This window comes from Pedobacter vanadiisoli (assembly GCF_042684385.1).
GTDB lineage: Bacteria > Bacteroidota > Bacteroidia > Sphingobacteriales > Sphingobacteriaceae > Pedobacter > Pedobacter vanadiisoli.
Genome location: NZ_JBHULL010000009.1, coordinates 366,428 through 389,335, shown reverse-complemented (window position 1 = coordinate 389,335; position 22,908 = coordinate 366,428). Strand labels below are relative to the sequence as shown.

General features: G+C 39.6%; 17 protein-coding genes. 3 read left to right on the top strand and 14 right to left on the bottom strand.

Translation table 11 applies throughout. From position 1 onward, the window contains the following. Positions 1-49: 49 nt before the first annotated feature. Complete coding sequence (locus ACFSR6_RS12790) at positions 50-1,324, bottom strand: DASH family cryptochrome (RefSeq protein WP_379079492.1); 1,275 nt, start codon at positions 1,322-1,324, stop codon at positions 50-52. Between the two features lie 167 nt (positions 1,325-1,491). On the opposite strand from ACFSR6_RS12790, the gene ACFSR6_RS12785 reads away from it, so the two are divergent. Together ACFSR6_RS12785 and ACFSR6_RS12780 are read left to right on the top strand one after the other, a co-directional pair. Further along, entirely contained in the window at positions 1,492-2,394 is a 903-nt protein-coding gene (locus ACFSR6_RS12785) for a TIGR01777 family oxidoreductase (RefSeq protein WP_379079489.1), read from the top strand. Positions 2,395-2,507: 113 nt separating this feature from the next. Continuing rightward, positions 2,508-3,809 (top strand): cryptochrome/photolyase family protein, encoded by a 1,302-nt coding sequence (locus ACFSR6_RS12780; RefSeq protein WP_379079486.1) that lies wholly within the window; start codon positions 2,508-2,510, stop codon positions 3,807-3,809. Here the strand turns inward: ACFSR6_RS12780 and ACFSR6_RS12775 are convergent. The 8 genes from ACFSR6_RS12775 to ACFSR6_RS12740 all read right to left on the bottom strand — a co-directional run bounded on the left by ACFSR6_RS12775 (position 3,799) and on the right by ACFSR6_RS12740 (position 12,648). Then, entirely contained in the window at positions 3,799-4,713 is a 915-nt protein-coding gene (locus tag ACFSR6_RS12775; RefSeq protein WP_379079483.1) for an FKBP-type peptidyl-prolyl cis-trans isomerase, read from the bottom strand. The two genes, ACFSR6_RS12780 and ACFSR6_RS12775, sit on opposite strands and share 11 nt — an antisense overlap. A gap of 3 nt (positions 4,714-4,716) precedes the next feature. Then, positions 4,717-5,202 carry an FKBP-type peptidyl-prolyl cis-trans isomerase gene (locus tag ACFSR6_RS12770; RefSeq protein ID WP_379079480.1) on the bottom strand — a complete coding sequence of 162 codons (486 nt, stop codon included), beginning with the start codon at positions 5,200-5,202 and terminating at the stop codon, positions 4,717-4,719. A gap of 155 nt (positions 5,203-5,357) precedes the next feature. After that, positions 5,358-5,804, bottom strand: coding sequence for an FKBP-type peptidyl-prolyl cis-trans isomerase (locus ACFSR6_RS12765; RefSeq protein WP_379079477.1), 447 nt, complete (start codon positions 5,802-5,804; stop codon positions 5,358-5,360). A gap of 196 nt (positions 5,805-6,000) precedes the next feature. Next, a complete protein-coding gene (locus ACFSR6_RS12760; RefSeq protein WP_379079474.1) occupies positions 6,001-7,794 on the bottom strand; it encodes an acyl-CoA dehydrogenase family protein in 1,794 nt (597 codons plus the stop codon). A gap of 170 nt (positions 7,795-7,964) precedes the next feature. Further along, positions 7,965-8,315 (bottom strand): four helix bundle protein, encoded by a 351-nt coding sequence (locus ACFSR6_RS12755; protein WP_379079471.1) that lies wholly within the window; start codon positions 8,313-8,315, stop codon positions 7,965-7,967. A gap of 106 nt (positions 8,316-8,421) precedes the next feature. Then, positions 8,422-9,597, bottom strand: a complete 1,176-nt coding sequence (locus tag ACFSR6_RS12750; RefSeq protein WP_379079469.1) for an acetyl-CoA C-acyltransferase — start codon at positions 9,595-9,597, stop codon at positions 8,422-8,424. A 137-nt stretch (positions 9,598-9,734) separates the two neighbouring features. Then, positions 9,735-12,140 (bottom strand): 3-hydroxyacyl-CoA dehydrogenase/enoyl-CoA hydratase family protein, encoded by a 2,406-nt coding sequence (locus tag ACFSR6_RS12745; protein ID WP_379079466.1) that lies wholly within the window; start codon positions 12,138-12,140, stop codon positions 9,735-9,737. A gap of 73 nt (positions 12,141-12,213) precedes the next feature. After that, positions 12,214-12,648: a MarR family winged helix-turn-helix transcriptional regulator gene (locus ACFSR6_RS12740; RefSeq protein WP_183767829.1), complete on the bottom strand. Its 435-nt coding sequence runs from the start codon at positions 12,646-12,648 to the stop codon at positions 12,214-12,216. 119 nt (positions 12,649-12,767) lie between these two features. On the opposite strand from ACFSR6_RS12740, the gene ACFSR6_RS12735 reads away from it, so the two are divergent. Further along, entirely contained in the window at positions 12,768-13,751 is a 984-nt protein-coding gene (locus tag ACFSR6_RS12735; RefSeq protein ID WP_379079463.1) for a hypothetical protein, read from the top strand. Positions 13,752-13,966: 215 nt separating this feature from the next. Here the strand turns inward: ACFSR6_RS12735 and ACFSR6_RS12730 are convergent, their stop codons facing one another. The 5 genes from ACFSR6_RS12730 to ACFSR6_RS12710 form a co-directional block, all read right to left on the bottom strand. Continuing rightward, positions 13,967-15,289: a DUF6089 family protein gene (locus tag ACFSR6_RS12730; protein WP_379079460.1), complete on the bottom strand. Its 1,323-nt coding sequence runs from the start codon at positions 15,287-15,289 to the stop codon at positions 13,967-13,969. A gap of 136 nt (positions 15,290-15,425) precedes the next feature. Further along, the gene (locus ACFSR6_RS12725; RefSeq protein WP_379079458.1) at positions 15,426-17,135 is read right to left on the bottom strand and encodes a DUF885 family protein; all 1,710 of its coding nucleotides are present in this window, start codon (positions 17,133-17,135) and stop codon (positions 15,426-15,428) included. A 100-nt stretch (positions 17,136-17,235) separates the two neighbouring features. Beyond that, positions 17,236-19,572: a GAF domain-containing protein gene (locus ACFSR6_RS12720; protein WP_379079455.1), complete on the bottom strand. Its 2,337-nt coding sequence runs from the start codon at positions 19,570-19,572 to the stop codon at positions 17,236-17,238. 81 nt (positions 19,573-19,653) lie between these two features. Beyond that, positions 19,654-21,375, bottom strand: coding sequence for a gamma-glutamyltransferase (ggt, locus tag ACFSR6_RS12715; protein WP_379079453.1), 1,722 nt, complete (start codon positions 21,373-21,375; stop codon positions 19,654-19,656). Between the two features lie 95 nt (positions 21,376-21,470). Further along, a complete protein-coding gene (locus tag ACFSR6_RS12710; RefSeq protein ID WP_379079451.1) occupies positions 21,471-22,892 on the bottom strand; it encodes a TlpA family protein disulfide reductase in 1,422 nt (473 codons plus the stop codon). Positions 22,893-22,908: the final 16 nt, after the last annotated feature.

Sequence of the window (22,908 nt, the reverse complement as noted above, 5' to 3'; positions counted from 1 at the left end):
GATAAAATTCAATTTCATCATTCAACACTCAATCATTGAGTCAATACAACTATGATGCCCAAGTTAAAGCATAGTTGCCTTTTGGGTCGAGATTTTTGATGTTTTTATCTAAATCGAATACACTTTTTGATTTCTGATCGTTTCCTACGCCGGCAACATTAGCCCAGTTGCCCCAGTTACTTGCCGGGTTATAATCGATCAGTTTTTCTTCAAAATAAGCGGCTCCTAAAACCCAGCTTACTTCCAGGTTATTGATCAGGTATAGCGCAGCCGTTTGCCTGGCAATATTCGAAATAAAACCGGTCTGGTTTAACTCCGTCATTACCGCATCTACCACTGCAAATCCTGTCTGTGCAGTTTTCCATTTATGGAGATTTTCTTGCTCATTGGCAGTATCAACCAAACCCTGGCTACCAAATCCATCGGGACTGAAGAATGTATTACCGTATTTTTTGAACATAAAACGGAAATAATCTCTCCACAGCAGGCCTAATAAAATATGATTGAACATGGCTTTGGTATTGGGTACACCTTCCATTTTTTTAATTTCCCAATACACTTTACGGGGAGATAAACTGCCAATAGCCAGCCAGGCAGATAGTTTTGAGGCGAGAATTAAATTCTTGGTAGTTGCAGCCTGTTGCATGGCCAGAATCACCTTCTGTAGGTGAGCCAAACCCTCTGCTTCGCCGCCTATAAATTCAAAATCAGCCCGCTGATCTTTCTGGTGGAGTAAAAGATTAAGATCTTCCAACGATGATAAGGTGCCCCAATCGATCACTTCAGCCACATTGATCCGGTCTGGTGCCGCAAAACAAGGCTTGATGATCGAATCGCGTTCAATTTTCTTTTTAAACTGGTTAAAAGCGTCGGGGATATCCTTAATGGGAAAAGGCAGATCTTCTTTATTATATAAGGTATGACCGATAAAATGTTTCAGGTTAACACGTAATTTCCAAAGTGCATTTTCTACCAGTGTAGAAACATGGGTCTCTTCGCGCGCTACTTCGCGGTGATGGTATACTTCGGTAATTTCGTATTCCTGTACAAGCTGCGGAATAATATCTTCCGGATTACCTTCTGCAATCAGCAGATTGCCGCCAATCTGTTTTAAAGCATTACGTAAGCCTAAAACACTCTCTAAAATAAATTGTGCTCTAATATTTCCGGTTTTCAGCGTACCATATTTGGTTTCGCCAAAAGAACGGGGATCGAGAATGTAAACAGGCAAAATTGAATCAGATTTAGCAATTGCCTCGACCAGCATTTCGTTATCATGCAAGCGAAGATCATTTCTAAACCAGACTAAAATTTTTTTGGACATCTTTTATCGAAAAGGGTATAAGAACGCTTTACAAATTTATCTTATTTTTCTTCCACATCAAACCCCTAAATAATTCTTTACAAATAGGTAACAAAAGAATTAAAACCAGATTAATACATTTTAAGTTGTGCAAACAAACCCTTTTGTATCTTCAGTGTTTTAAAAATATGGTAAAAAAAATTCTGATTACCGGAGCTACCGGATTAGTGGGTACCGAGCTAAAAAAGCATTTGTTAAACAAAGGCTATGAGGTAAATACACTTTCGCGAAAAAAGAGTAATGATCCGAATGGTTTTGTTTGGGATGTGTACAAGGGAACAATTGATGCAGATTGCCTTAATGGTGTTGATGCCATCATCCATTTGGCAGGGGAACCGGTTGCAGATAAAAAGTGGACCAACGGGCGCAAGAAACAAATTATCGATAGCCGGGTAAAATCTACAGAACTGCTTTTCAGAGCCATTAAATCCAAGCTTGATCATCAGGTCAAATCTTTTGTCTCTTCTTCTGCAGTTGGCTTTTATGGCGATTGTGGTGATGAAATTTTAACTGAGGAGAGTCCAAATGGCTACGGTTTTTTAGCTGAGTGCTGTAAATTATGGGAAAATGCCGTAGATCAGGGCAAAAAGCTAAGCCTAAGGGTTGTAAAACTCCGTACCGGTATTGTTTTCAGTAGGAAGGGCGGAGCATTGCCACAATTGGCCCAGCCTGTAAAATTATTCGCAGGTGCACCATTAGGTACAGGCAAACAATGGACACCCTGGTTACATATTGATGATATGGTTGAAATGTATATTGAAGCCATAGAAAACCTTAAAATGGAGAACAGTTACAATGCCTGCGCACCTTTTCCTGTAACCAACAGCGCCTTAACCAAAGCCATTGCCAAACAGTTGCATCGCCCGGTATGGCCAATTAAAGTCCCTAAGAAAGCATTGGCGTTATTGCTCGGAGAACGCGTAGAAGCTGTTTTAATGAGTAATAATACTTCAGCACAAAAAATTTTAGATGCTGGGTTTAAATTTAAATTCACACATTTGGAGGATGCTTTGAAAGATCTTTATAAGTAGGTTTATTGTTAACCGCAAACTGCCAATTGAAAACCGTATTTATGGTTCATTAACGCCAAATGCCCAACTCCAAACGTTTACAATCATCTAAATTCTTTAACAACCTTTAAAAAATGACTCCAATATCTATTCACTGGTTCCGCCGCGATTTACGTGTAGAAGATAATGCTGCCTTATACCACGCACTAAAAAGTAATTATCCGGTTCTCCCCCTTTTCATCTTTGATAAAAACATACTGGATAAACTACTAAAAGATGATGCCCGTGTAACTTTTATTTACCAAACCATTGCAGATTTAAAAAAAGAACTTCAGCAACTTGGATCAGATTTATTGGTAAAATATGGAGAACCAGAAAAGATATGGCCTGAAATTTTAAAGCAATTCGATGTTAAAGAAGTATATACCAATCACGATTATGAGCCTTATGCACGCGAACGTGATGATAACACGGCAGAATATTTAGCCAGTGAAAAAATTGCCTTTAAAACATATAAGGATCAGGTTATTTTTGAGAAAAATGAAATCTTAAAAGCCGATAAAACACCTTATACGGTGTTTACCCCTTTTTATAAACAATGGCATGCTAAACTGAACGATTTTTATGTAAAGGCCTATCCCAGCAAAAAATACCTCAAAAATTTATTGCAAACCAAACACCTGCCTCTTCCAACTTTGAGAGAAATGAGCTTTGAAAAAAGCAAACTGGATTTCCCCAAAATCAGTTATAAAAACAAGCTTGACGATTATGCAAAAGAACGCGATTTCCCGGCAGCAGAGGGCACTACCCATATTGGCCTGCATTTACGTTTTGGCACTTTAAGTATTAGAAAAGCAGTAAGCGATGCTATAAATGCAAAATCAAACGTCTGGCTTTCGGAACTGGCTTGGCGCGAATTTTACATGATGATACTTTGGCACTTCCCCTACTCGGCTTTCGATTCTTTTAAAAAGCAATACGACAAGATTAAATGGCGCAACAATGAAGGTGAATTTAAGGCCTGGCGCGAAGGCAATACGGGTTACCCGATAGTAGATGCCGGAATGCGGCAATTGAACCAAACCGGATGGATGCACAACCGCGTACGTATGATTGTAGCCAGTTTTCTGACCAAACATTTACTGATTGATTGGCGCTGGGGCGAAGCATATTTTGCAGAAAATTTATTGGATTACGAAATGGCAAGTAATGTTGGTGGCTGGCAATGGGCATCAGGCTCAGGAAACGATGCCGCGCCATACTTTAGGGTGTTTAATCCTGAATTACAGACCAAAAAATTTGATCCTAAATTTGAATATATTAAAAAGTGGGTACCAGAATTCGGGACAAAAAAATATGCCCAACCAATAGTTGAGCATACTTTTGCAAGGGAAAGAGTGTTAAAAATTTTTAAAGAGGCTTTATCTAATTCGTAACACTTACAATTTCTATATCGAAATCCAATACTGCGTTACCGGGGATGGCGCCACTACCCGACTTTCCATAAGCCAAATCTGATGGGATAATCATTCTAAATTTTGTTCCAACCTTAAACTTTGGAATCATAATTTGCCAAGCCTGAATCAGGCTTGTTAAAGTTGATGAATAACCATCAGAATTGGAATCAAAAGATGCTCCATCTAAAGTACGGCCTGTATATTTTACATTTACCGTACTTTCGATCCCATTTATGACATCACCAGTACCAACAGTATTAACGATGTAATAAATTCTACTTGGATCTTTTGTCGCACTTGCGGTTAAACCTTTAGCAGCTAAAAAATTTTTTATTTTATCATCATCAAATAACCACTGTTTACGATACGGATAAGTTTTGATCGTAAAATCAAGATTCTCATTAGAAGGTATCGGACCTGCTCCATTTTTACCAAAAGCTAAATAGGATGGTAGTAATATCCTCGCACTTCCTCCTGGCTTAAGACTCAAAGCAGCAGTCCTTAATGCAGGTATATTATAAGTAATGGATGTTGATAAAGACGATTGGAAAAAACTGTTTAAATAACCTACATAAGTACCCAAGTTACCATTAACAGGAGACTGAAGATAAGTTGCACCAGTTTGCATCGATTTCACTGTTATATCATAGAATACTGAATCAGGATTCAAAAAAAATGTTCCATCCGTAGGATTAGTAGCCTGATAATAAAACCCTGTTTTATCAGGATCAGGGATCATTTGTGTTAAATTATTTTTTGATATATAAGCTTTTATAGCAGCATCATCTATACTTTGAATAGACTCATAGTCCTTTTTGCACGAGCTGAAAACTACAGTAGCCAGTAAAAGTGTAAACAGGCCAAGTTTAGTAAATTTGTTCATTTATTATTGTACGTCTGTAAGTGTTATAGTAAAATCGAGTACTGAATTAGGAGGGATTGATGATGATGGCGATTGTGTTCCGTAACCGAAGTAAGATGGAATAATTAACCTGATCTTTCCCCCTTTTTGTATTTTTTGAATCCCAAACTGCCATCCTAAAATAACATTTCCGAGTTTAAAAGAAATTGGGGTTCCTTTGGTACTGTCGAAAATGGTACCATTTAATAATCTACCCTCATAATCTGCAGTAATTACCGTAGAGGTTAGATAACTTACATTTCCTGACCCTGGGGCTATAATCTGATAAAAAATACCACTGGCATCTTTTGTTGCCGGGATATTATTAGTCTTAACAAAAGTACTTATTGCAGCCGTATCGGCCTTAAATTGTGGCGTAGGATCGTAATCATCAACCGGCACATTTTTTTTACAGGCGGCAAGGCATCCCGTAAGACATATCAATAAAATAACTTGTTTAAACTTAACCATAGTCAGCAAAAATAAGCTTTTAATGCAGATGCTGCAATTTTTAACCTATTTTAACAAATTTAAAGTGCTTAAAGGTAAAAGCAGAAAGACCAAAAGGCATTATAGAAAATCGAGAAAACAGCTTTCTGCTTCGGTTTTTTTCCTAGTCTTTACACTTATTGAGCATTTAATAGCTGGATATTAAAATCCAGTACCGAATTTCCGGGAATAGGGCCCACCGCACTACTACCATAACCCAAACCTGGAGGAACGATCAGCCTGATTTCTCCGCCTTTTTGAATTTTAGGAATGCCGATTCTCCAGCCCTGAATTAGCTCAGCCAGGTTGAATGTCTGTTCATTACCTCCTCCATTATCAAAAACATTTCCATTTAACAATCGTCCTTCGTATTTGATGGTTATCCTGGTATTACCTGGATAGGTAAAAGAACCGGTGCCAGGCTTAATGATCTGGTAATATAATCCCGAAGCATCTTTGGTAGCATTAATATTGTTCTTTTTGATAAATTCGGCAATCTGTTTCTCGGGGTCTTCGTCTTTTTTACAAGATGAAACAACAGCTACACTTAAAAAAAGAAGGGTAAGTAATCTAAATTTAATCATATGCGAAAATATGACTTTAATACCTTAAAGCTAAATGTTATGCACTTTTGAATTTCTGCCTTGTTGAAACCTTGCAACGAAAGATTCTTCGTGCTTCGGCATGACTGCCTATAGTGAGCATCTGCAAAATAAAAAAAGGGTTTAAGATTTAGGCATGCACCTAAACCTTAAACCCTCAACCTTTGGACCTTCTACCTTAAAAGATATATTTATTGGCTTCGATTAATTGTTGCGCAACCCTTTGGCGTGCATCTTTAACATTAAACGGTTCCATTTTGGTAAAGCGGCGTAAACCTACCTGCATCATGCGCAGTTCATCGCCTTCGGCAAATGCCCACAATGCTTCTTTACCCGCCTTGGCTATTCCATCAACCGCTTCAACCAAATAGATGCGAAGCAAATCCAGCTGACCGGCAACTGCGGCTTCGCCACGCATGGCAACTAATTTTTCGGTTCTCAACAATGCTGATTCAGCCACATAAACGTAACTGGCCATATCGGCAATGTTCATTAAAATTTCCTGCTCTTTGCTTAAGGTCATCATGAGCTTTTGTACCGCAGCTCCTGCCACCATTAAGGTTGCTTTTTTCAGGTTCGACAGTACTTTTTTCTCTGCAGCAAATAGCGTAGTATCTTCTTCTCCGAAATCGGGAATGCTCATTAATTCGGCTGCTACAGCAGTGGCCGGTGTCATTAAATCCAATTCGCCTTTCATGGCACGTTTTAGCATCATGTCGACGGTTAATAAACGGTTAATTTCGTTGGTACCTTCGAAAATTCTGTTGATACGTGCATCACGGTAAGCCCTGTCCATTGGTGCATCGGCAGAAAAGCCCATACCACCATAAATCTGAACGCCTTCATCAACGGTATAATCCAATGCTTCTGAACCCCATACTTTTAAGATGGCGCATTCTACGGCGAACTGCTCAACAGATTTTAACCTGGCTTTGCCCGATTCCATTCCTCCTGCAACCAATTGGTCGTAGGTATCATCTATGTTCTGTCCGGCACGGTAATTCGCTGCATCTACAGCATAAATTTTAGAAGCGATCTCTGCAATTTTAAAACGGATGGCCCCATATTTAGAAATGGGACGGCCAAACTGGATCCTTTCATTTGAATAATTGATCGCTGTATTTAACGTTGCTTTTGAAGCGCCGATAGCGGCAGCTGATAGTTTAATACGGCCAATATTTAAAATGTTTACCGCGATTTTGAAACCGTTTTCACGCTCGCTTAGCATATTCTCAACAGGCACCGGACAATCGTTAAAGAAAACCTGGCGTGTTGAAGAGCCTTTGATGCCCATTTTATGTTCTTCCGGGTTCATGGTAATACCGCCGAAACCTTTCTCCACAATGAATGCAGTTAGATTTTTATCGTCGTCTATTTTAGCAAAAACGATAAAAACATCGGCAAAACCACCGTTCGTGATCCACATTTTCTGGCCATTAATGATATAATGTTTACCATCATCGCTCAGTTTAGCTTTTGTTTTACCTGAGTTTGCATCCGAACCTGAGTTTGGCTCTGTTAAACAATAAGCAGCTTTCCATTCGCCCGAGCCTAATTTAGGGATGTATTTTGCTTTTTGTTCTTCATTTCCGTAATATAAAATTGGTAATGTACCAATACCTGTATGTGCAGAAAGTGCCACTGCAAAAGAGTGTCCGGCACCAACCACATCGGCAACCAACATAGAGGTATTAAAATTTTTCCCAAAACCTCCGTATTCTTCGGGTACCGAAACGCCCAGGATACCCAGTTCGCCAGCTTTGGTTAAAAGTGTAGGCATTAATTCCGGGTCTTCCTGTTTATCGATTTTATCTAAATTAGGATAAACTTCAGCCGCCAAAAAATCGCGACAGGTCTGTGCAATCATCTGTTGCTCTTCATCAAATTCTTCAGGGATGAATACTTCCTGATAAGTGGTATCTTTAATTAAAAACTCTCCACCTTTAATTGTCTTTTTTTCAGTTGTTTCCATTGTTATAATATCTAGTCGCGGGTATTAAGTATCAAGAAATCAGTATCAAGTATCAAGGCATGAGTATCGAGGATCAAAACAAAGCCTACATTATAAATTTTCATTTTACATTTCCAGCCATGTAATTCAATCTTATTACTTGAAATCAAATCTTAACTTTCATACCCACATTAAATTAATCTTCTTTCCAGAGCATAAATCATTTTTTGAACCTCACTGGTTTTTTCAATCAGATCAATAGTAAGCGGATCATCCAACAATCCCAGTCTATTTGAAATAATTACCTGAGTTTCCAGTTCAAAAGCAGAACCCTGACTTATAGTTAAAAAATATTTAAACTGTGCACCGGTTCCCCTACCCGCCCCTTCAGCAATATTGGAGGGTATTGAAACGGAGCATCTTTTCATTTGAGAAATCAAACCGTATCTCTCATCAACAGGCAAAAACGAACTAGCCTTATAAACATCAACTGCCAAATCAATTGATTTCTGCCAAACCTTTAATTCTTTAAAATTGTGCATATATTTTAGTATTAAATTATGAATTCAAATATGTTTGGGATGATTTTATAAATGGTAGAAACCTATTATTCAATCTCGACACTTGATACTCATATCTTGATACTATTTAAAGCAACTCAAAAATCCCCGCAGCACCTTGCCCGGTTCCTACGCACATGGTTACCATTCCGTATTTTTTGTTCTGTCTTTTTAATTCGTTCATGATCTGTACGGTCAGTTTTGCTCCGGTACAGCCCAGTGGATGGCCAAGTGCAATTGCTCCTCCGTTAACATTGATAACATCGGGGTTTAAATCCAAAGTTCTGATTACCGCCAAAGATTGAGAGGCAAAGGCTTCGTTCAGTTCGATTAAATCGATATCTTCTTTTTTCAAGCCAGCCTGTTTCAGTGCTTTTGGAATAGCCTCTATTGGTCCGATGCCCATAATACGGGGTGGAACACCTGCAATACCGTAACTTACCAGTCTGGCTATCGGTTCAGCATTCAGTTCTTTCATTTTCTTTTCAGACACTACCAAAACAAAAGCTGCACCATCAGATGTTTGCGATGAATTACCCGCAGTTACGCTTCCAACCGCATCGAATACAGGTTTCAGTTTCGCCAATTTATCTAAGGTAGTATCTGCACGTGGCCCCTCATCGGTATCAACTACGTAAGAACGCGTTTTCTTTTTCAAGTTGGCATCCAGGTAATTTTCGTTCACGGTGATAGGTAAAATACCATCTTTTAAGTGACCATTTTTAATGGCATGAATGGCTTTCTCATGAGATTTTAATGAAAATGCATCCTGATCCTCACGACTCACCTTATATTCTTTAGCAACTGCTTCGGCAGTTAAGCCCATTCCCCAATACCAATCCGGATTATTTTTTGCCACTTCGGCATTAGGTACGAGTTTCCAGCCTCCAAAAGGCATTCCACTCATTACCTCTACCCCACCGGCAATGATACAATCGGCCATACCTGCCTTAATTTTGGCAACTGCCGTAGCAATAGTATCTAAACCCGACGCACAGTAACGGTTCACGGTAACGCCAGGAACCTTATCGGTATCCAGCCCCATTAGCGAAACCATACGGCCAATGTTTAGCCCTTGTTCTGCTTCTGGAGTAGCGTTGCCCACAATTACATCATCAATCTGTTCATTATCTAAATTCGGAACCGAAGCCACCAGGGCCCTAATTACTTCTGCAGCTAAATCGTCGGCCCTTGTGAAACGGAATACACCGCGGGGTGCTTTACCCACTGCTGTACGGTATCCTGCTATTATGTATGCTTCCATTTTTTTAGTATCTAGTAGCCAGAATCAAGTATCAAGACCTAATCCTCGCATTGTTTTATTTGTTAATTAATGTAAGTAAAACTTTATTCGTCATTCGTATCCTGATACTTGATACTCATTCCTAAATATTTAACTCACTAATTCCTCAACGGTTTACCTTTCGTAATAATTGACTGAATCCGCTCCAACGATTTCCGTTCTCCTGCGAGTGATAAAAATGCTTCTCTTTCCAGATCCAATAAGTATTGCTCGGTTACTTCTGTTGGATAAGATAAATCGCCACCACACATTACATAACCTAATTTTTCGGAGATTTTTTTATCGTGTTCAGAGATGAAATGCCCTGCATACATGCTATTTGCGCCTGCATACACAATTCCCAATCCTTGTTTACCCAATACTTTAATATCGTTACGCTGAACCGGTTTGGTATATCCTGCATCGGCCAATTCAATGGCTTTGGCTTTTGCATCGGCCAATAAACGGTTGCGGTTCATCGAGATTGAAAATTTATCTTTTTGGAGGTAACCCAGCTCGTAAGCTTCGTAACCTGAAGTAGAAACTTTGGCCATTCCGATGGTTAAAAAACGATCTTTCAGTGCATTCTGCACAATCTGATCGTCCTTATATTCATCCGATGCACGTAAAGCAAACTCCTTTGTTCCGCCACCACCCGGGATCACGCCCACACCAAACTCTACCAAGCCCATATAAGTTTCGGCAGAAAGCTGCACATGATCAGCATGTAAACTGAACTCACATCCACCACCCAAGGTTAAATTATGAGGAGCTACCACAACCGGGATGGAAGAATAACGGATACGCATTGAAGTATTCTGGAACATGCGGATCGCCATATTCAGTTCGTCCCACTCCTGTTCTACCGCCATCATAAATATCATCCCTACATTTGCACCAGCAGAGAAATTTGCACCATCATTTCCAATAACAAGGCCACGGTAATCTTTCTCAGCCATATCAATGGCTTTGTTGATTCCGGAGATTACATCACCACCAATGGTATTCATTTTGGTGTGGAATTCTACGTTCAGAATGCCATCTCCCAGGTCGATGATCGAAACACCAGAATTTTTCCACAGCGTTTTATTTTCACGGAGGTTGTCCAAGATGATAAACTCTTCTGTGCCCGGTAAAGCTTTATAACTTTTAGAAGGGATATCGTAATATTTTTTGATGCCGTTTTCTACTTTATAGAATGAGGTATTCCCCGCATCGAGCATTTCGTGCACCCAGGCAGCAGCTTTATTGCCGTATTGCTCCATGCCTTCTAGGGCTTCTTTTACACCTACAGCATCCCACAACTCGAAAGGACCAAGCTCCCAGCCGAAACCTGCACGCATGGCATCATCAATACGGTATAGTTCGTCAGAAATTTCGGGAATACGATCAGATACATATTCGAACAAACCAAAAGAAGAGTGGCGGAACAGTTCGCCTGCCTTATCTTTTCCTTTAGCAAAAATTTTCATCCGCTCCCGAAGGTTCTCCACCGGTTTGGTCATTTCCAAAGTGGCTGACTTTACTTTTTGCTGAGGTTTATACTCTAATGTTTTTAAATCAAGTGCCAGGATTTCGGTTTTACCATCAGCAGTTTTTGTCTTTTTGTAGAAACCCTGTTTGGTTTTATCGCCAAGCCACTTGTTCTCTTCCATTTTCTGCACATAGGCCGGAAGTTTAAACAGTTCATGCGCTTTATCGTCAGGGCAGTTATCATAAAGGCCTTTGGCCACCTTGATCATGGTATCTAAACCCACCACATCAGAAGTACGGAAAGTAGCCGATTTTGGTCTGCCCAGCGCCGGTCCGGTAAATTTATCCACTTCTTCTACAGTGAGATCTAATTTCTCAACCAGGTGTAAAAGTGCCATAATGGAATAAACGCCAACACGGTTAGCAATAAAAGCCGGAGTATCTTTACATAAAACGGTTGTTTTACCTAAAAACTTATCGCCATAATGCATAAGGAAATCAACGATCTCAGGCTTTGTATACGGCGTAGGGATGATCTCCAGTAATTTTAAATAACGCGGTGGGTTAAAAAAGTGTGTTCCACAGAAGTTCGCTTTAAAATCTTCGCTTCTGCCTTCTGCCATGAGGTGTATCGGAATACCGGAAGTATTTGAAGTGATCAAAGTGCCTGGCTTACGGAACTGCTCTACCTGTTCGAAAACTTTTTTCTTAATATCAAGGTTTTCGACTACCACTTCAATTACCCAATCATAACCCGCAATTTTCGGCATGTCATCGTCGAAGTTTCCGGTTTTGATCTTATTTAATACTTTTTTGGTATAAACCGGCGATGGATTTGTTTTCACTGCCGTTTGCAAAGCCGTATTTACAATCCTGTTTTTTACCGCTGGGTTATCCAGTGCTAATCCTTTTGCCTGCTCCTCGGGGCTGAGTTCTTTTGGGGCGATGTCCAATAACAATACCTCTACACCAATATTGGCGAAATGGCATGCAATACGCGACCCCATAATACCAGAACCTAAAACAGCAACTTTATTAATGCTTCGTTTCATTGTTATCTATTTGCTTTTCAGTAGTCTTAAAGAACCTGTTAACCATTTGCCAAACAGGTTGATTTATAACTGATTAATCAACAGTATAAGCTACCGTGATTTCATTCAGTTTTATGAGTAAATTAATGAAGGTTTCTTTCTCTTTTTTAGTAAAATGCTCATCCAGATATTCATTAAATTTCCGAACAACGCCCTTCGCCAGATGTTTTTTCTCTTTACCAAAATCGGTAAGGAAAACTTTTACCGAACGTTTATCACCTGCAGAAGTTTCGCGGTAAATCAGGTTGGCTTCTTCCATATTGTTTAACATACGGGAAAGGCTGGTGGCTTTAACACCCAGCAAGGCAGCTAAATTTGAAACAGCTGTGCCATCAGTATCGTCAATGTTGATCAGCATATATCCAATGGCCTGTGTAATCCCAAAACCGGATGCCATCTGATTATACTTATTAAACATATTTTGCCACGCAAACTTAACATGGTAATCTATGGTTTGATGTTGTTTCATTTCTGTTAATTTATTATGCTTGCATAACAAAGCTAATGAATGTATTTTGTTAATGCAATAGGAAAATTCAAAATAATTGTCAAAATTTTTCTAATATCGTTGTACACAAAATGAAATCAATGAATATATCAAAAGCAAAAGGGATATTCCTTTTTAGTCTGCTTCTTCTATCGGCTACAATCTGCAAAAGCCAGGTATCTTATTTTGGGTCAGCACTGCTAAACAGTCAAAAGTTAGAGGTTTTTAAGAAAACCACCACCTTGTTCACCTTTCAATATACTGATTATGCCGAGCTGGAAAAATATGACCAGGCGATAAAAAAAACCTGGACCATTACCCCTTATAAAATTATCAAACCGGATGAACTTGCAAAGTATGACACACTTGCCAATTATTCATTTTTCTATTTCGATGCCTATACAGAAAAACTGGATAACAAAACCGATATAAACGTGGTTTATGCATTGAAATTAATTACACCATCTAAAAAACCGAAAGTAAAGGAAGAAAGCGTACTGGCAACAGTTAATCTTTTTACCGATCCGAATACAAATCTGCTTATTACCTTGCTGGATCAACAGATTGACTCAAAAAAGAACAAAAAAGCCACCCTTTTATCCCTTCTTTACAACAGGTCCCATTTCCTTAACTGGTCGCCCGGCTTTTTGACCGGTTATTTAAAACAGATCAATGACGGTTTAATATCAAGTGAAAATCATGGTATAGATTACCAGTTTTACAATAAAATCCGCCTGCCAGAGCTGGCAAGGGAAACGCTTTATGTACCAGAATATATTAAAGAGGTATTTTCGTCGAAATTGGCACTCTTGCCTAAATCGGGTATCGTTTTGGAACCTTATCCGTATAAGCTCAAATTTGCGCCGTATAAAACGCTTGACAGTCTGATCCTGAACAAAGAAAACCCTGTTAAATATGTGATTTATACGCAACGCTCTGAGGATAAGATTATCAGTGTTTATGACAGTAAAGACAACAGGATCATTTATCAGCGGTTTTATCCCCAAACACCAAATTTTGAGATGAATGATTTGAGCGAAATTAAAAAGGTGATTGTTTCGCTTAAGCAAACTGAGTTGGAATAATCTGGTCTCTAACCTACCTGGTCTTAGTGCCTCACTAGGCCTGGAAATGCTAACTTAACATTACAGAACTAACTCTAGTCGTAGCGAGACGCTATGACTAGAGTTAGTCTAATAAAGATCCTTCACTACGTTCAGGATGACAGATCCACCTAAACCCCTTAAACCAAAAAAGTCCCGGTTTGCACCGGGACTTTTTTATGTTATTTGAAAACGGACTAGTAAAGTGTAAACTCTACGCGACGGTTTTGCTGACGACCAGCTGCTGTTTTATTAGAAGCAATTGGCTGACCCATACCGTAACCTGTAGCTTCGATACGTGATGCATTGGCACCTTGAGAAACCAAATAAGCTTTAACAGATTCTGCTCTTTCTTTAGATAAACGTAAGTTTAATTCTTTCGAACCAGTATTATCAGTGTGACCTGCTAACTTTAAGCTGAAGTTTTTCTGAATTAACAATGCAGCAACCCTGTTTAATGATGCATAAGATTTAGGACGGATAGTTGCTTTACCTAAATCGAACTCTAAGTTTTTAATGGCTTCATTAACTACCTTACGGTCTTCTTCAGTTACAATTACTTTTTCTACAACTTTTTCAGGAGTTTTTAATGGACAGCCTGAACCATCTACTACAGTACCTGCAGGTGTATCAGGACATTTATCCAATTTATCTGCTACGCCATCACCGTCTGAATCTTTTAAGATATCGTTTAATTCAGCACGTAATTTGGCATTATCTGCTTTTTGTGCATTTAAATCAGATTTCAAACCTTCTGCAGTTTGTTTTGCTTTTAAAGCTTCATCATAAGTTAAAGCTACCGGATTATGGAAAGCCAATTGTTTTCCGCTACCTAAGGCAAACTCTAAACCTGCATAAGCATAGTTGTATTTATCGTTGCCACCTCTGTAGTAACCATCTAAGTTATCTCCATCAACAAAGTTGATTGTCCAACCTAAATCGAAGTTAACCGCATCTGAGATTTTAAATTTAGCCCCTAAACCTACAGGGATGATCAACTCATTGATGTTTTTATCTCCGGCAAAAAGAAAAGTACCGGCTGCTGTGGTAATGGTTGGTTTATAACCGGCAATACCTGCACCAGCAGAAGCATATAGCTGTAAAGTGTTCTCTTTTTTAAACAGATCGATGTTGAACATGTTTACTACAGCACTCAAACTTCCTGAATACGATAGCTGTGTATCGAAAGCTCTTACTGGAGAATTGTTTACCGCTCCACTTTCATAAGGCTCGGTATTGTCGCCTTTTAATTTACCACGAACTCCGTCTAAACGTAGGGAGAAATAAGGTGTAAATTGTTTTTTGATGTAAAGGCCATAACCAAAACTCGATTTGTTGTTGCTAAAATCGTTTTTACCACCCAATGGCGATAATGGTGTCAGCACACCGGCGTTTACACCGATAGACCATGTTCTGAGCGTTGCTGATGAAGTTGCAGGGCTTTCCTGAGCTGAAGCAACTGACCCGATAAGTAAACCAGCGAGGGCAACTGGTAAGGCTTTGAATAATTGTAATTTCATAATTTTCTGTATAACGTTGAATAGCGTTTCACAACCTTTACAATAGCCATACCAAAAACTACAGACCTGTAAAAATACTTATCAACTTTTCCACAGCGTTAGTCTTAGAAATCTGATCTTGATTATCGAATTTTACTTACTTAATATCGCCTGCAAATTTCCACCGGGTACTGAAATTTTCTGGCAATTGCTGATTGGTAAGCAAAGCCCTTACCATTTCTACGGGCATATTATTTTCGTGTAATATGCGATCGTGAAACTGGATATTACTCATTTTACCACTTTCTACCAGCTCCTTATGCAGTGCCCTGAATTGTAGCCCACCCAACATATAACCGATTTGGTAAAGCGGCCCGTAACCTCCGGTAAACGACCTGCGCACCTCTGCTTCGGCATTAGCGCGTTCAAAACCTACACGATCTACCAGGAAATCGATACATTGCTTTGGCGTCCATTTGCCCAAATGATAATTCATCGAAAAAATAATGCGCGCACAGCGGTGCATACGCCAAAAAAGCATACCGATTTTATCTTCAGGAGATTTAGGAAAATTTTGATCCCAAAGCAACATCTCCCAGTAAAGCGACCAACCTTCGGTCCAGAAAGGTGTACTAAATACTTTCCGGTATGGCTTGTAGCGGTTTTGCATAAAATATTGCAGGTTATGTCCTGGAATAAGTTCATGAAACACTACTGCTCTTGAAAAATGCCTGTTATTACCGCGCAGTGTCATCATTTTAGTCTCTTCGCTCATATCTTCAGTCGGGTAGGCAATTAACACTGATTCGCCACCCAAAAAAAACGGGGCATACAATTGCTCCTGTGGACTTAACATACGCATGCGCCAACCTTCTTTAGCCATTGCCGGAATAACAATTAGTTTGTTTTTTTCTACAAAGTTTATCGCTTCATTTGCCAGCTCATAAACCAGTTCGGGTTGTTTACCCAATTCAGGATAGTCGGTTTTTACCTTTTCGAGTGCCTTTTTCCAGTCGTTCCCGAAACCCATCTGTTGCGAGGCTTTGAGCATTTCGGCATCACACCAGGCAAACTCCCTCATCGCAATAGCTTCTATCTGCTCGGGTGTGTAGGCAATCATTTCGTCATTTAAATTGCTTAGCAATGCATTTCTGCCTATAGGATTGCCAATAATGCCACTTCCGTCATCCTGAACATTAGCAGGTTTAGCCATTTTACCGAGTACCGCAGCATAATCTTTCATGGCATCAACTACTTCCGGGTAAACCGGTTTGGCAGCTTTGGTAAATTGCGGATCATAACCATCGTAAAACTTATAGGCTTCGGTAAATACAGCAAGGTATTGATCAATGGTTTGCTGCGCCCACAAAGCCTGTACAGGCGTAACGGCGCGTTCATTGTTTTCTACCATCTTTGCTGTTTTCCGGATAGCTGCCTGTAATTGTTCGAATTGCTGTTTTATGGTTTTACCATCCTGCTGCTGGCCAATCCTTCGTTTTGCCTCAAAATCCAGCAGGATATTGGCAAAGGGTAACGTAAAAATATTGGTTTTAAATTCGTTGTAATTTTGTTGTAGACCTGCAGAATCAGAACGTATATCGCGTTTAAGCAAGAGGTAATCTACTCTCTCATTTACAGTAAGTTTACTAAATGGCAATGCTTTTAATTGCTTATGCCACGTGGCATAAAAACGCTCCATCCGTTTAAAGTATTCTTCTGACCGTTTAATGCTGTACTTGCGGTTAAGCATGGTCTTGTCTGACTGGTATTGGTTAATCAGTGGGCTTACAAGGCTGGCTTCGTTGGTTTGGGCCTGTAATTTCGCCGTAAAAGTTAAAAGCAAAAGCAATGGAAATAGTTTCCGCATAGCAATAGGTGGTTTGGGTTAGCTGACGCAATATAAGAAACAGGAATAATTGCTCATAAGAGGGCAATGTAACTTATTGAAGATAGTGGGCCTTAAACCATTAAACAATGGTTAAACGAAGTGCTTTCAATCCGCTTAAGCCCTGCAAATCTTCTAAATCAAGATCTTCGCTTTCAGTGCCCAACACTCCGGTTTCCTGAAGGTATTTTACAAAGGGAAGGTAGTCATCTATGTCCCTTTTATTGAAATAGATCAAGGCCAGTTTATCAGGTTGGGTTAGCCGTTCCTCAGAATTACGGATAAGCACTTTATCGATCCTTTTTTTAATCATCTGGTACCTGATATTGTAGGCTCCCTCAACATCAAACTTTCTTTCATCGACCCTGAAACTGATGTCGATAGGATGGTTATGGATAAAAATTAATTGAGTAGTAGCCAGTTTAACAGGCAGATCAGCTTGACGCTGCCGCATCATTTTAGCTATTGCTGCCATTGATGAAAGCTGCCACAACCGCAAGTTCTTCAGGTGAAAATGATTGAAAATCCGGTCGGGGGCAATAGACTGCCCGATGTAGATGTCGTACTCCACTCCATCAGTTCTGAATTTTTCGAAATAGCAGGGGAAAGATTCCTGCAGTTTTTCGCGTTCGGCTTCGAAATAATTGTTAATATCGGTATTAATCAACTGCATGGAAATTTCTAAAGCCTGCCGGTTTTTATACACTTCACCACCCTGCACTGAAATACTTTCCAGATATTGATCGATAATCTTTTTTGTGTTGGGATGCGATTGCGAGATGAGTTTTAAATAATCGCTGGTTTCTTCATTAAGGAAAACATTGAGGCTGGTTTCTTCGGTGGTATTCAGCTCGTTGCCTTGTAAAATGGTATTCCATTTATTGCAGTTAAAAATAATTTCGACAAGCAATGCATCCCTATAAGTCTTACTGAGCTGTTCAAGTGTATTTCGTAACAGGCTCAAATGCAGATTAAGGTCGGCCTTACTGGCAACATTCCTCTCGGCTGTAGAGTTTCTGATATCTATAGCCCCATAAAACGGATAAACATCGGTAAAGCTTATGTCTTCCGTACGCAGGGGCAAATTCTTTTTCTTATCGTGCAGGTAATGCCAGGCTGCTTCGTTAAATTTCCATTGCACAGCAGGCTGAATGGAGGTATATTTCTCTTTAATGATATTTTCTATCTCAAGGTTAAATTCATCTATATAAACCTGTAGCAACTGGGCAATGGGGCCGAGTACCTGGTCCAGCAATGTAATTTTCTTTTCATCGAAAGTTTCGCCAACCCAGGTATGCATGCCTAATACGCCAACCAATACCTGATTATGAAATACAGGCAAAAGCGCCATTGATTTTACATTCAGTTCTCTAAAGCGCTCTAACCAGGGAAACATTTCCCTGCTCTCGGCCCAAATATCGGGCGAATAAAAGGAATTGGGGTTTGCAGCATAGCTTTCGGCAATTTCCTGAAAAGCTTCAGGACTCAGCGTTTCTTCACCCCACACCGAAAAAAGTAATCCACTCCCTTCTTTCACATAACCGTAAACCATTTTATTGTTAACCCTTACAAAAGGGAAAAGATCGAATTCTATATTGGCATTTTGGACCAGTACCTTAAGCGATTGAATGACTGCTGAATAAGCTGAACCTTCGTTACCCGGCACACGGCTCAACCTTACGGCTTTAATATTTTCTACTGCCTGCCTTGCTGTAACATCGGTAATCGTCAACACCGAAATCCCCCTGAGTTCGAAAAGCGATAAGGGCAATACCTGTTGTAGCTTATCAAGTCCGGAGTGTTCACTTAAATATTGCTGTAACTCCCTGTAACTAAGCTCGGGCAAGGGTTGCTTAGCTTTTACTTCTATAAACCCTGTATTTACCCCAATATGAAAATAGCCTGGCAGCGCAGTATCTGAATTGATTCCAGAATGGTATTTTTCTTTTAATGGTGCATGGAAAGCGTATAATTCATTTAGAATAAAGGAATATATAAAATGTAACCGGTCGTGCTGCTGCTGTTCAGCGGTTCTTGATCCGGCAAAACTGTTTTGATCTTTTTCTTCATGCTCAAGCAATTCGTACATCAGATCGGTTCCGTAAAAAGTAATGGGCTGCATAGGTGCACAAAGCCCCCAGGCCATATGATCTTCGGTAAGAAGTGCTGGCGAAAGACAGGTATACATATGTTCGAGCAATAACTCGTGCCTGTAAATATCTTCGAGCGCGATAACCTGATCATCGATACCCTGCTTTTTAAATTCTTTGAGGGCATTGTGGTAAAGTGCAGATTTTACAGTTTGCTCTTCCTTTACTTTTCGGTGCAGGTATTTTATAAAAGGCCCAAAAGAGATGGCAGAATCTATGCCAGGTAAATCCGGATAATTGATGGCTAGACTAAATATGCGCTTTTTCATCTCTTAGAACTTTAAACGATACAACTAACTGTATTGAAAAAAGATTACTAATGCTAAGATAAAAAATAGATTGAGAAATTGCTACCAGCCAATGGCTTTATCATCTCCCCTCGGGTCGGCTCCGCCCTGATAATTACCCCATTTGGTTCTTAAGATGGCATCAACCCTGCCTATTGGTCCCCTGGGAACGATTTTATAACCTTTTGCCTTTAATTTTTCTATTGATAAGCTATCGATGGCATCTTTTTCTATATACACCTCATCTGGTAACCATTGGTGATGAAATTTCTTAGCTGCCACCGCCTGTTGCATCGACATATTAAAATCGATTACATTAATGATGGTCTGAAATACTGAAGTAATAATGGTAGAGCCGCCGGGAGTACCCACCACCATAAACAGTTTCCCTTCTTTCTCCACAATGCTAGGGGTCATGGAGCTTAACATTCGTTTATTGGGTGCAATGGCATTGGCCTCGCCGCCAACCAGGCCATACATATTTGGTGCACCGGGTTTAACCGAAAAATCGTCCATTTCGTTATTCAATAAAAACCCCGCTCCCTTTACTGCAACTAACGATCCATAAGAGCCGTTTAATGTTGTGGTAATCGAAACGGCATTTCCATCACGGTCTACAATAGAAAAATGTGTGGTTTCTTCATGTTCGGCACCTTTAATTTCGCCGGCCATTACGGTACTGCTTGGTGTTGCCGCAGCCCAGTTAAAGTTTGCCATCCGGTTCTTATTATAAGATGCATCTAATAACTGTTGTTGCGGAACGGCATAAAAATCGGGATCTCCCAGATGTGTGGCACGATCTGCGTACACCCGCCGCTCGGCCTCCACAATTACCTGTACAGTTGAATCGGCATTGTGTCCCCATTTTTTTAAAGGATAAGGCTCTACCGATTGCAGCAGCTGGATTAAAGCAATGCCTCCGCTGCTGGTTGGCGGCATGGTAATAATCTTATAGCCTTTATAACTTCCGGTAATGGGTTTTCGCCAGGCCGAATGGTAGTTTTCTAAATCTGCTTTGGTAATTAAGCCCTTTCCACGCTGCATTTCGGCCACCACCGAATCGGCCACAGCACCTTCGTAAAAGCCGGCCCTGCCCTTTTCCTGAATCAATTTTAAAGTATTGGCCAATTCCGGCTGTACCAATACATCATTTTCCCGCCATGGATGTTCTAAGTTTACGAGTGCTGTTCCGTTAGGATTAAAATCCATTAATTTTCTGTGCAAGCTGTTCAACTCACCAGCCTGACGGTTGGTAATTTTAAATCCGTTTTTAGCTAAGTCTATTGCGGGTTGAAGTACCTGTGCCCAAGTTAACTTCCCATATTTTTTATGGGCCTCTACCATGCCATCAACAGATCCGGGTACACCGGCAGCCAAATGGCCGTAAAGACTCTTATCTACTATCGGATTACCCGCAGCATCGAGGTACATATCTCTGCTCGCTGCCCCTGCGGCTTTCTCTCTAAAATCTAAAGCATTTATTTCGCCATTTGCACCTCTGTATACCATAAAACCGCCGCCACCGATATTACCGGCATTGGGATAAACAACTGCAAGGGCAAACTGCACGGCAACAGCAGCATCAACCGCATTACCACCCTTTTTTAAAATATCTATACCTGCCTGCGATGCTTCCGGATGAGCAGAAACCACCATGCCGTTTTTATATTCGCCACTATTATTTTTACCCAGTTGCCCGGTTACACAACCTGTCAATAAGAACAGCAGACCCAGGTAGCTTACCGATTTTTTAAAATTATTGAGGGGCTTTATCGTTCTCAGCATGTTTATCGATTTTTTATTGCTTTATTATCTTTTTCCGGCAGCCAATTTCTTATTTAACCCTGGCTTTCAGAAAGAAGAATACTTTTTCCGGAAAGTTATAAATATTTACCAATCTGTGCATATAATTTTTCCTTATCACTTGGTCTTAAAGCATCTTTCACAACTAATTTCCCATCTTTAATAATTAAATAACGTGGTATGGCGTATCCCTTACCTCCCCACAATTTATCAATTAAGTCTTTCTGCAGGGCATTATTTGTACGGATATGATTACCAGAAAGTTTATAATATTTTATCATTTCTTTCCACCTTTGGTCTTCCGTATCCTTATCCATGGAAATAAATAACATTTCAACGCCTTTAGCTTGTAGAAATTTTTCCAGACCTGCACTATATTCAAATTCGGCTTTACATGGTCCACACCAGGTTGCCCAAATATCTACAAATACCGTTTTGCCTTTAAACCTGTTCATTAAGCTGTCTAAGCTGTTAATTTCAGGATAATTGGCTACAAATTTTTCATTTGCGGCATAATCCTTTTTTATATCCTTTTGGTAAGCTAAAATTTTGTTGGCAAATGGTTGTAAAAAGGGCGAAAAATTGCTCTTAGGATAGTGAGATTTAAAGTTATCGAACAAATCAAGCAAAATTCTTTGATGATTACTCTGCAACATTTCATCATAAAGAAAGGTAGCCAAAAGGTATTCTTTTGTTCTACCGCTAAAATTATCTTCAAAGCTTTTATAGTTGCTTTTCAGGCTTTCGTCTTCGTTTCTTTTTGATGGCTTTATCCCCTTTTTTAAAGGAAGATAATAATGAAGATAGGTGCTGGCATAGTATCTTGCATGGTAGTAAAAATCAGGATAAAAGACATATTGAGCATTATCTACCGGGTGTTTCTGGTATACCTCTGCCCACATTTTATCCAAATCGTTGTTTATTTTTTGCTTCGTACTTAAAACGATCATTGGGATAGCAGCTTGCAGAATGATCTGTTCCGCAGAAAAATACCTTTTTATTTCGTTATAAAAGTTTGCCGAGATCTTTTGCTTGGAAAACAACTCGGCATAAGGCTTTAGTACTTCATTCTTATCATTTTCGAGCAACTGATATAAACCAGCTGAAGTGCTGTCTCTCTTGTAATAATCTCGGGCCCTGTATTGATAAAACTCAGTATTCCTTTTGCTAAAAAGCAACATTCCCTCCATATTCCGGTCACTTTTTACCAAAACATTATTATCCAAAACCAAATTCGTGGTACCTGGCTCAATTAAAATTTGGTTATTATTGATACTCAGCCATGCAAAGTTTTTTATTGGTAAAGAATAATGTATTGTACTATCTGCACCAAAACTTAATTCCTTTACAGCAGGATAAAACCAGGTATTATCAACAGGGGCTTGAATTTTAAGTATATTATTTTTGGCGTGCAGTATCTTGATAGTAATTTTTGCCTGTTGGGCAGAAGTATTTATCGCTGCTGTAGTTAATATAATAAATAAAATAATCCTGTTCATAATTTTGACTGGCTTA

Coding starts and splice junctions, on each gene's coding strand:
- ACFSR6_RS12790 (WP_379079492.1), bottom strand. CDS start 1,324: ATGTCCAAAAAAATTTTAGTCTGGTTTAGAAATGATCTTCGCTTGCAT.
- ACFSR6_RS12785 (WP_379079489.1), top strand. CDS start 1,492: ATGGTAAAAAAAATTCTGATTACCGGAGCTACCGGATTAGTGGGTACC.
- ACFSR6_RS12780 (WP_379079486.1), top strand. CDS start 2,508: ATGACTCCAATATCTATTCACTGGTTCCGCCGCGATTTACGTGTAGAA.
- ACFSR6_RS12775 (WP_379079483.1), bottom strand. CDS start 4,713: ATGAACAAATTTACTAAACTTGGCCTGTTTACACTTTTACTGGCTACT.
- ACFSR6_RS12770 (WP_379079480.1), bottom strand. CDS start 5,202: ATGGTTAAGTTTAAACAAGTTATTTTATTGATATGTCTTACGGGATGC.
- ACFSR6_RS12765 (WP_379079477.1), bottom strand. CDS start 5,804: ATGATTAAATTTAGATTACTTACCCTTCTTTTTTTAAGTGTAGCTGTT.
- ACFSR6_RS12760 (WP_379079474.1), bottom strand. CDS start 7,794: ATGGAAACAACTGAAAAAAAGACAATTAAAGGTGGAGAGTTTTTAATT.
- ACFSR6_RS12755 (WP_379079471.1), bottom strand. CDS start 8,315: ATGCACAATTTTAAAGAATTAAAGGTTTGGCAGAAATCAATTGATTTG.
- ACFSR6_RS12750 (WP_379079469.1), bottom strand. CDS start 9,597: ATGGAAGCATACATAATAGCAGGATACCGTACAGCAGTGGGTAAAGCA.
- ACFSR6_RS12745 (WP_379079466.1), bottom strand. CDS start 12,140: ATGAAACGAAGCATTAATAAAGTTGCTGTTTTAGGTTCTGGTATTATG.
- ACFSR6_RS12740 (WP_183767829.1), bottom strand. CDS start 12,648: ATGAAACAACATCAAACCATAGATTACCATGTTAAGTTTGCGTGGCAA.
- ACFSR6_RS12735 (WP_379079463.1), top strand. CDS start 12,768: ATGAATATATCAAAAGCAAAAGGGATATTCCTTTTTAGTCTGCTTCTT.
- ACFSR6_RS12730 (WP_379079460.1), bottom strand. CDS start 15,289: ATGAAATTACAATTATTCAAAGCCTTACCAGTTGCCCTCGCTGGTTTA.
- ACFSR6_RS12725 (WP_379079458.1), bottom strand. CDS start 17,135: ATGCGGAAACTATTTCCATTGCTTTTGCTTTTAACTTTTACGGCGAAA.
- ACFSR6_RS12720 (WP_379079455.1), bottom strand. CDS start 19,572: ATGAAAAAGCGCATATTTAGTCTAGCCATCAATTATCCGGATTTACCT.
- ggt (WP_379079453.1), bottom strand. CDS start 21,375: ATGCTGAGAACGATAAAGCCCCTCAATAATTTTAAAAAATCGGTAAGC.
- ACFSR6_RS12710 (WP_379079451.1), bottom strand. CDS start 22,892: ATGAACAGGATTATTTTATTTATTATATTAACTACAGCAGCGATAAAT.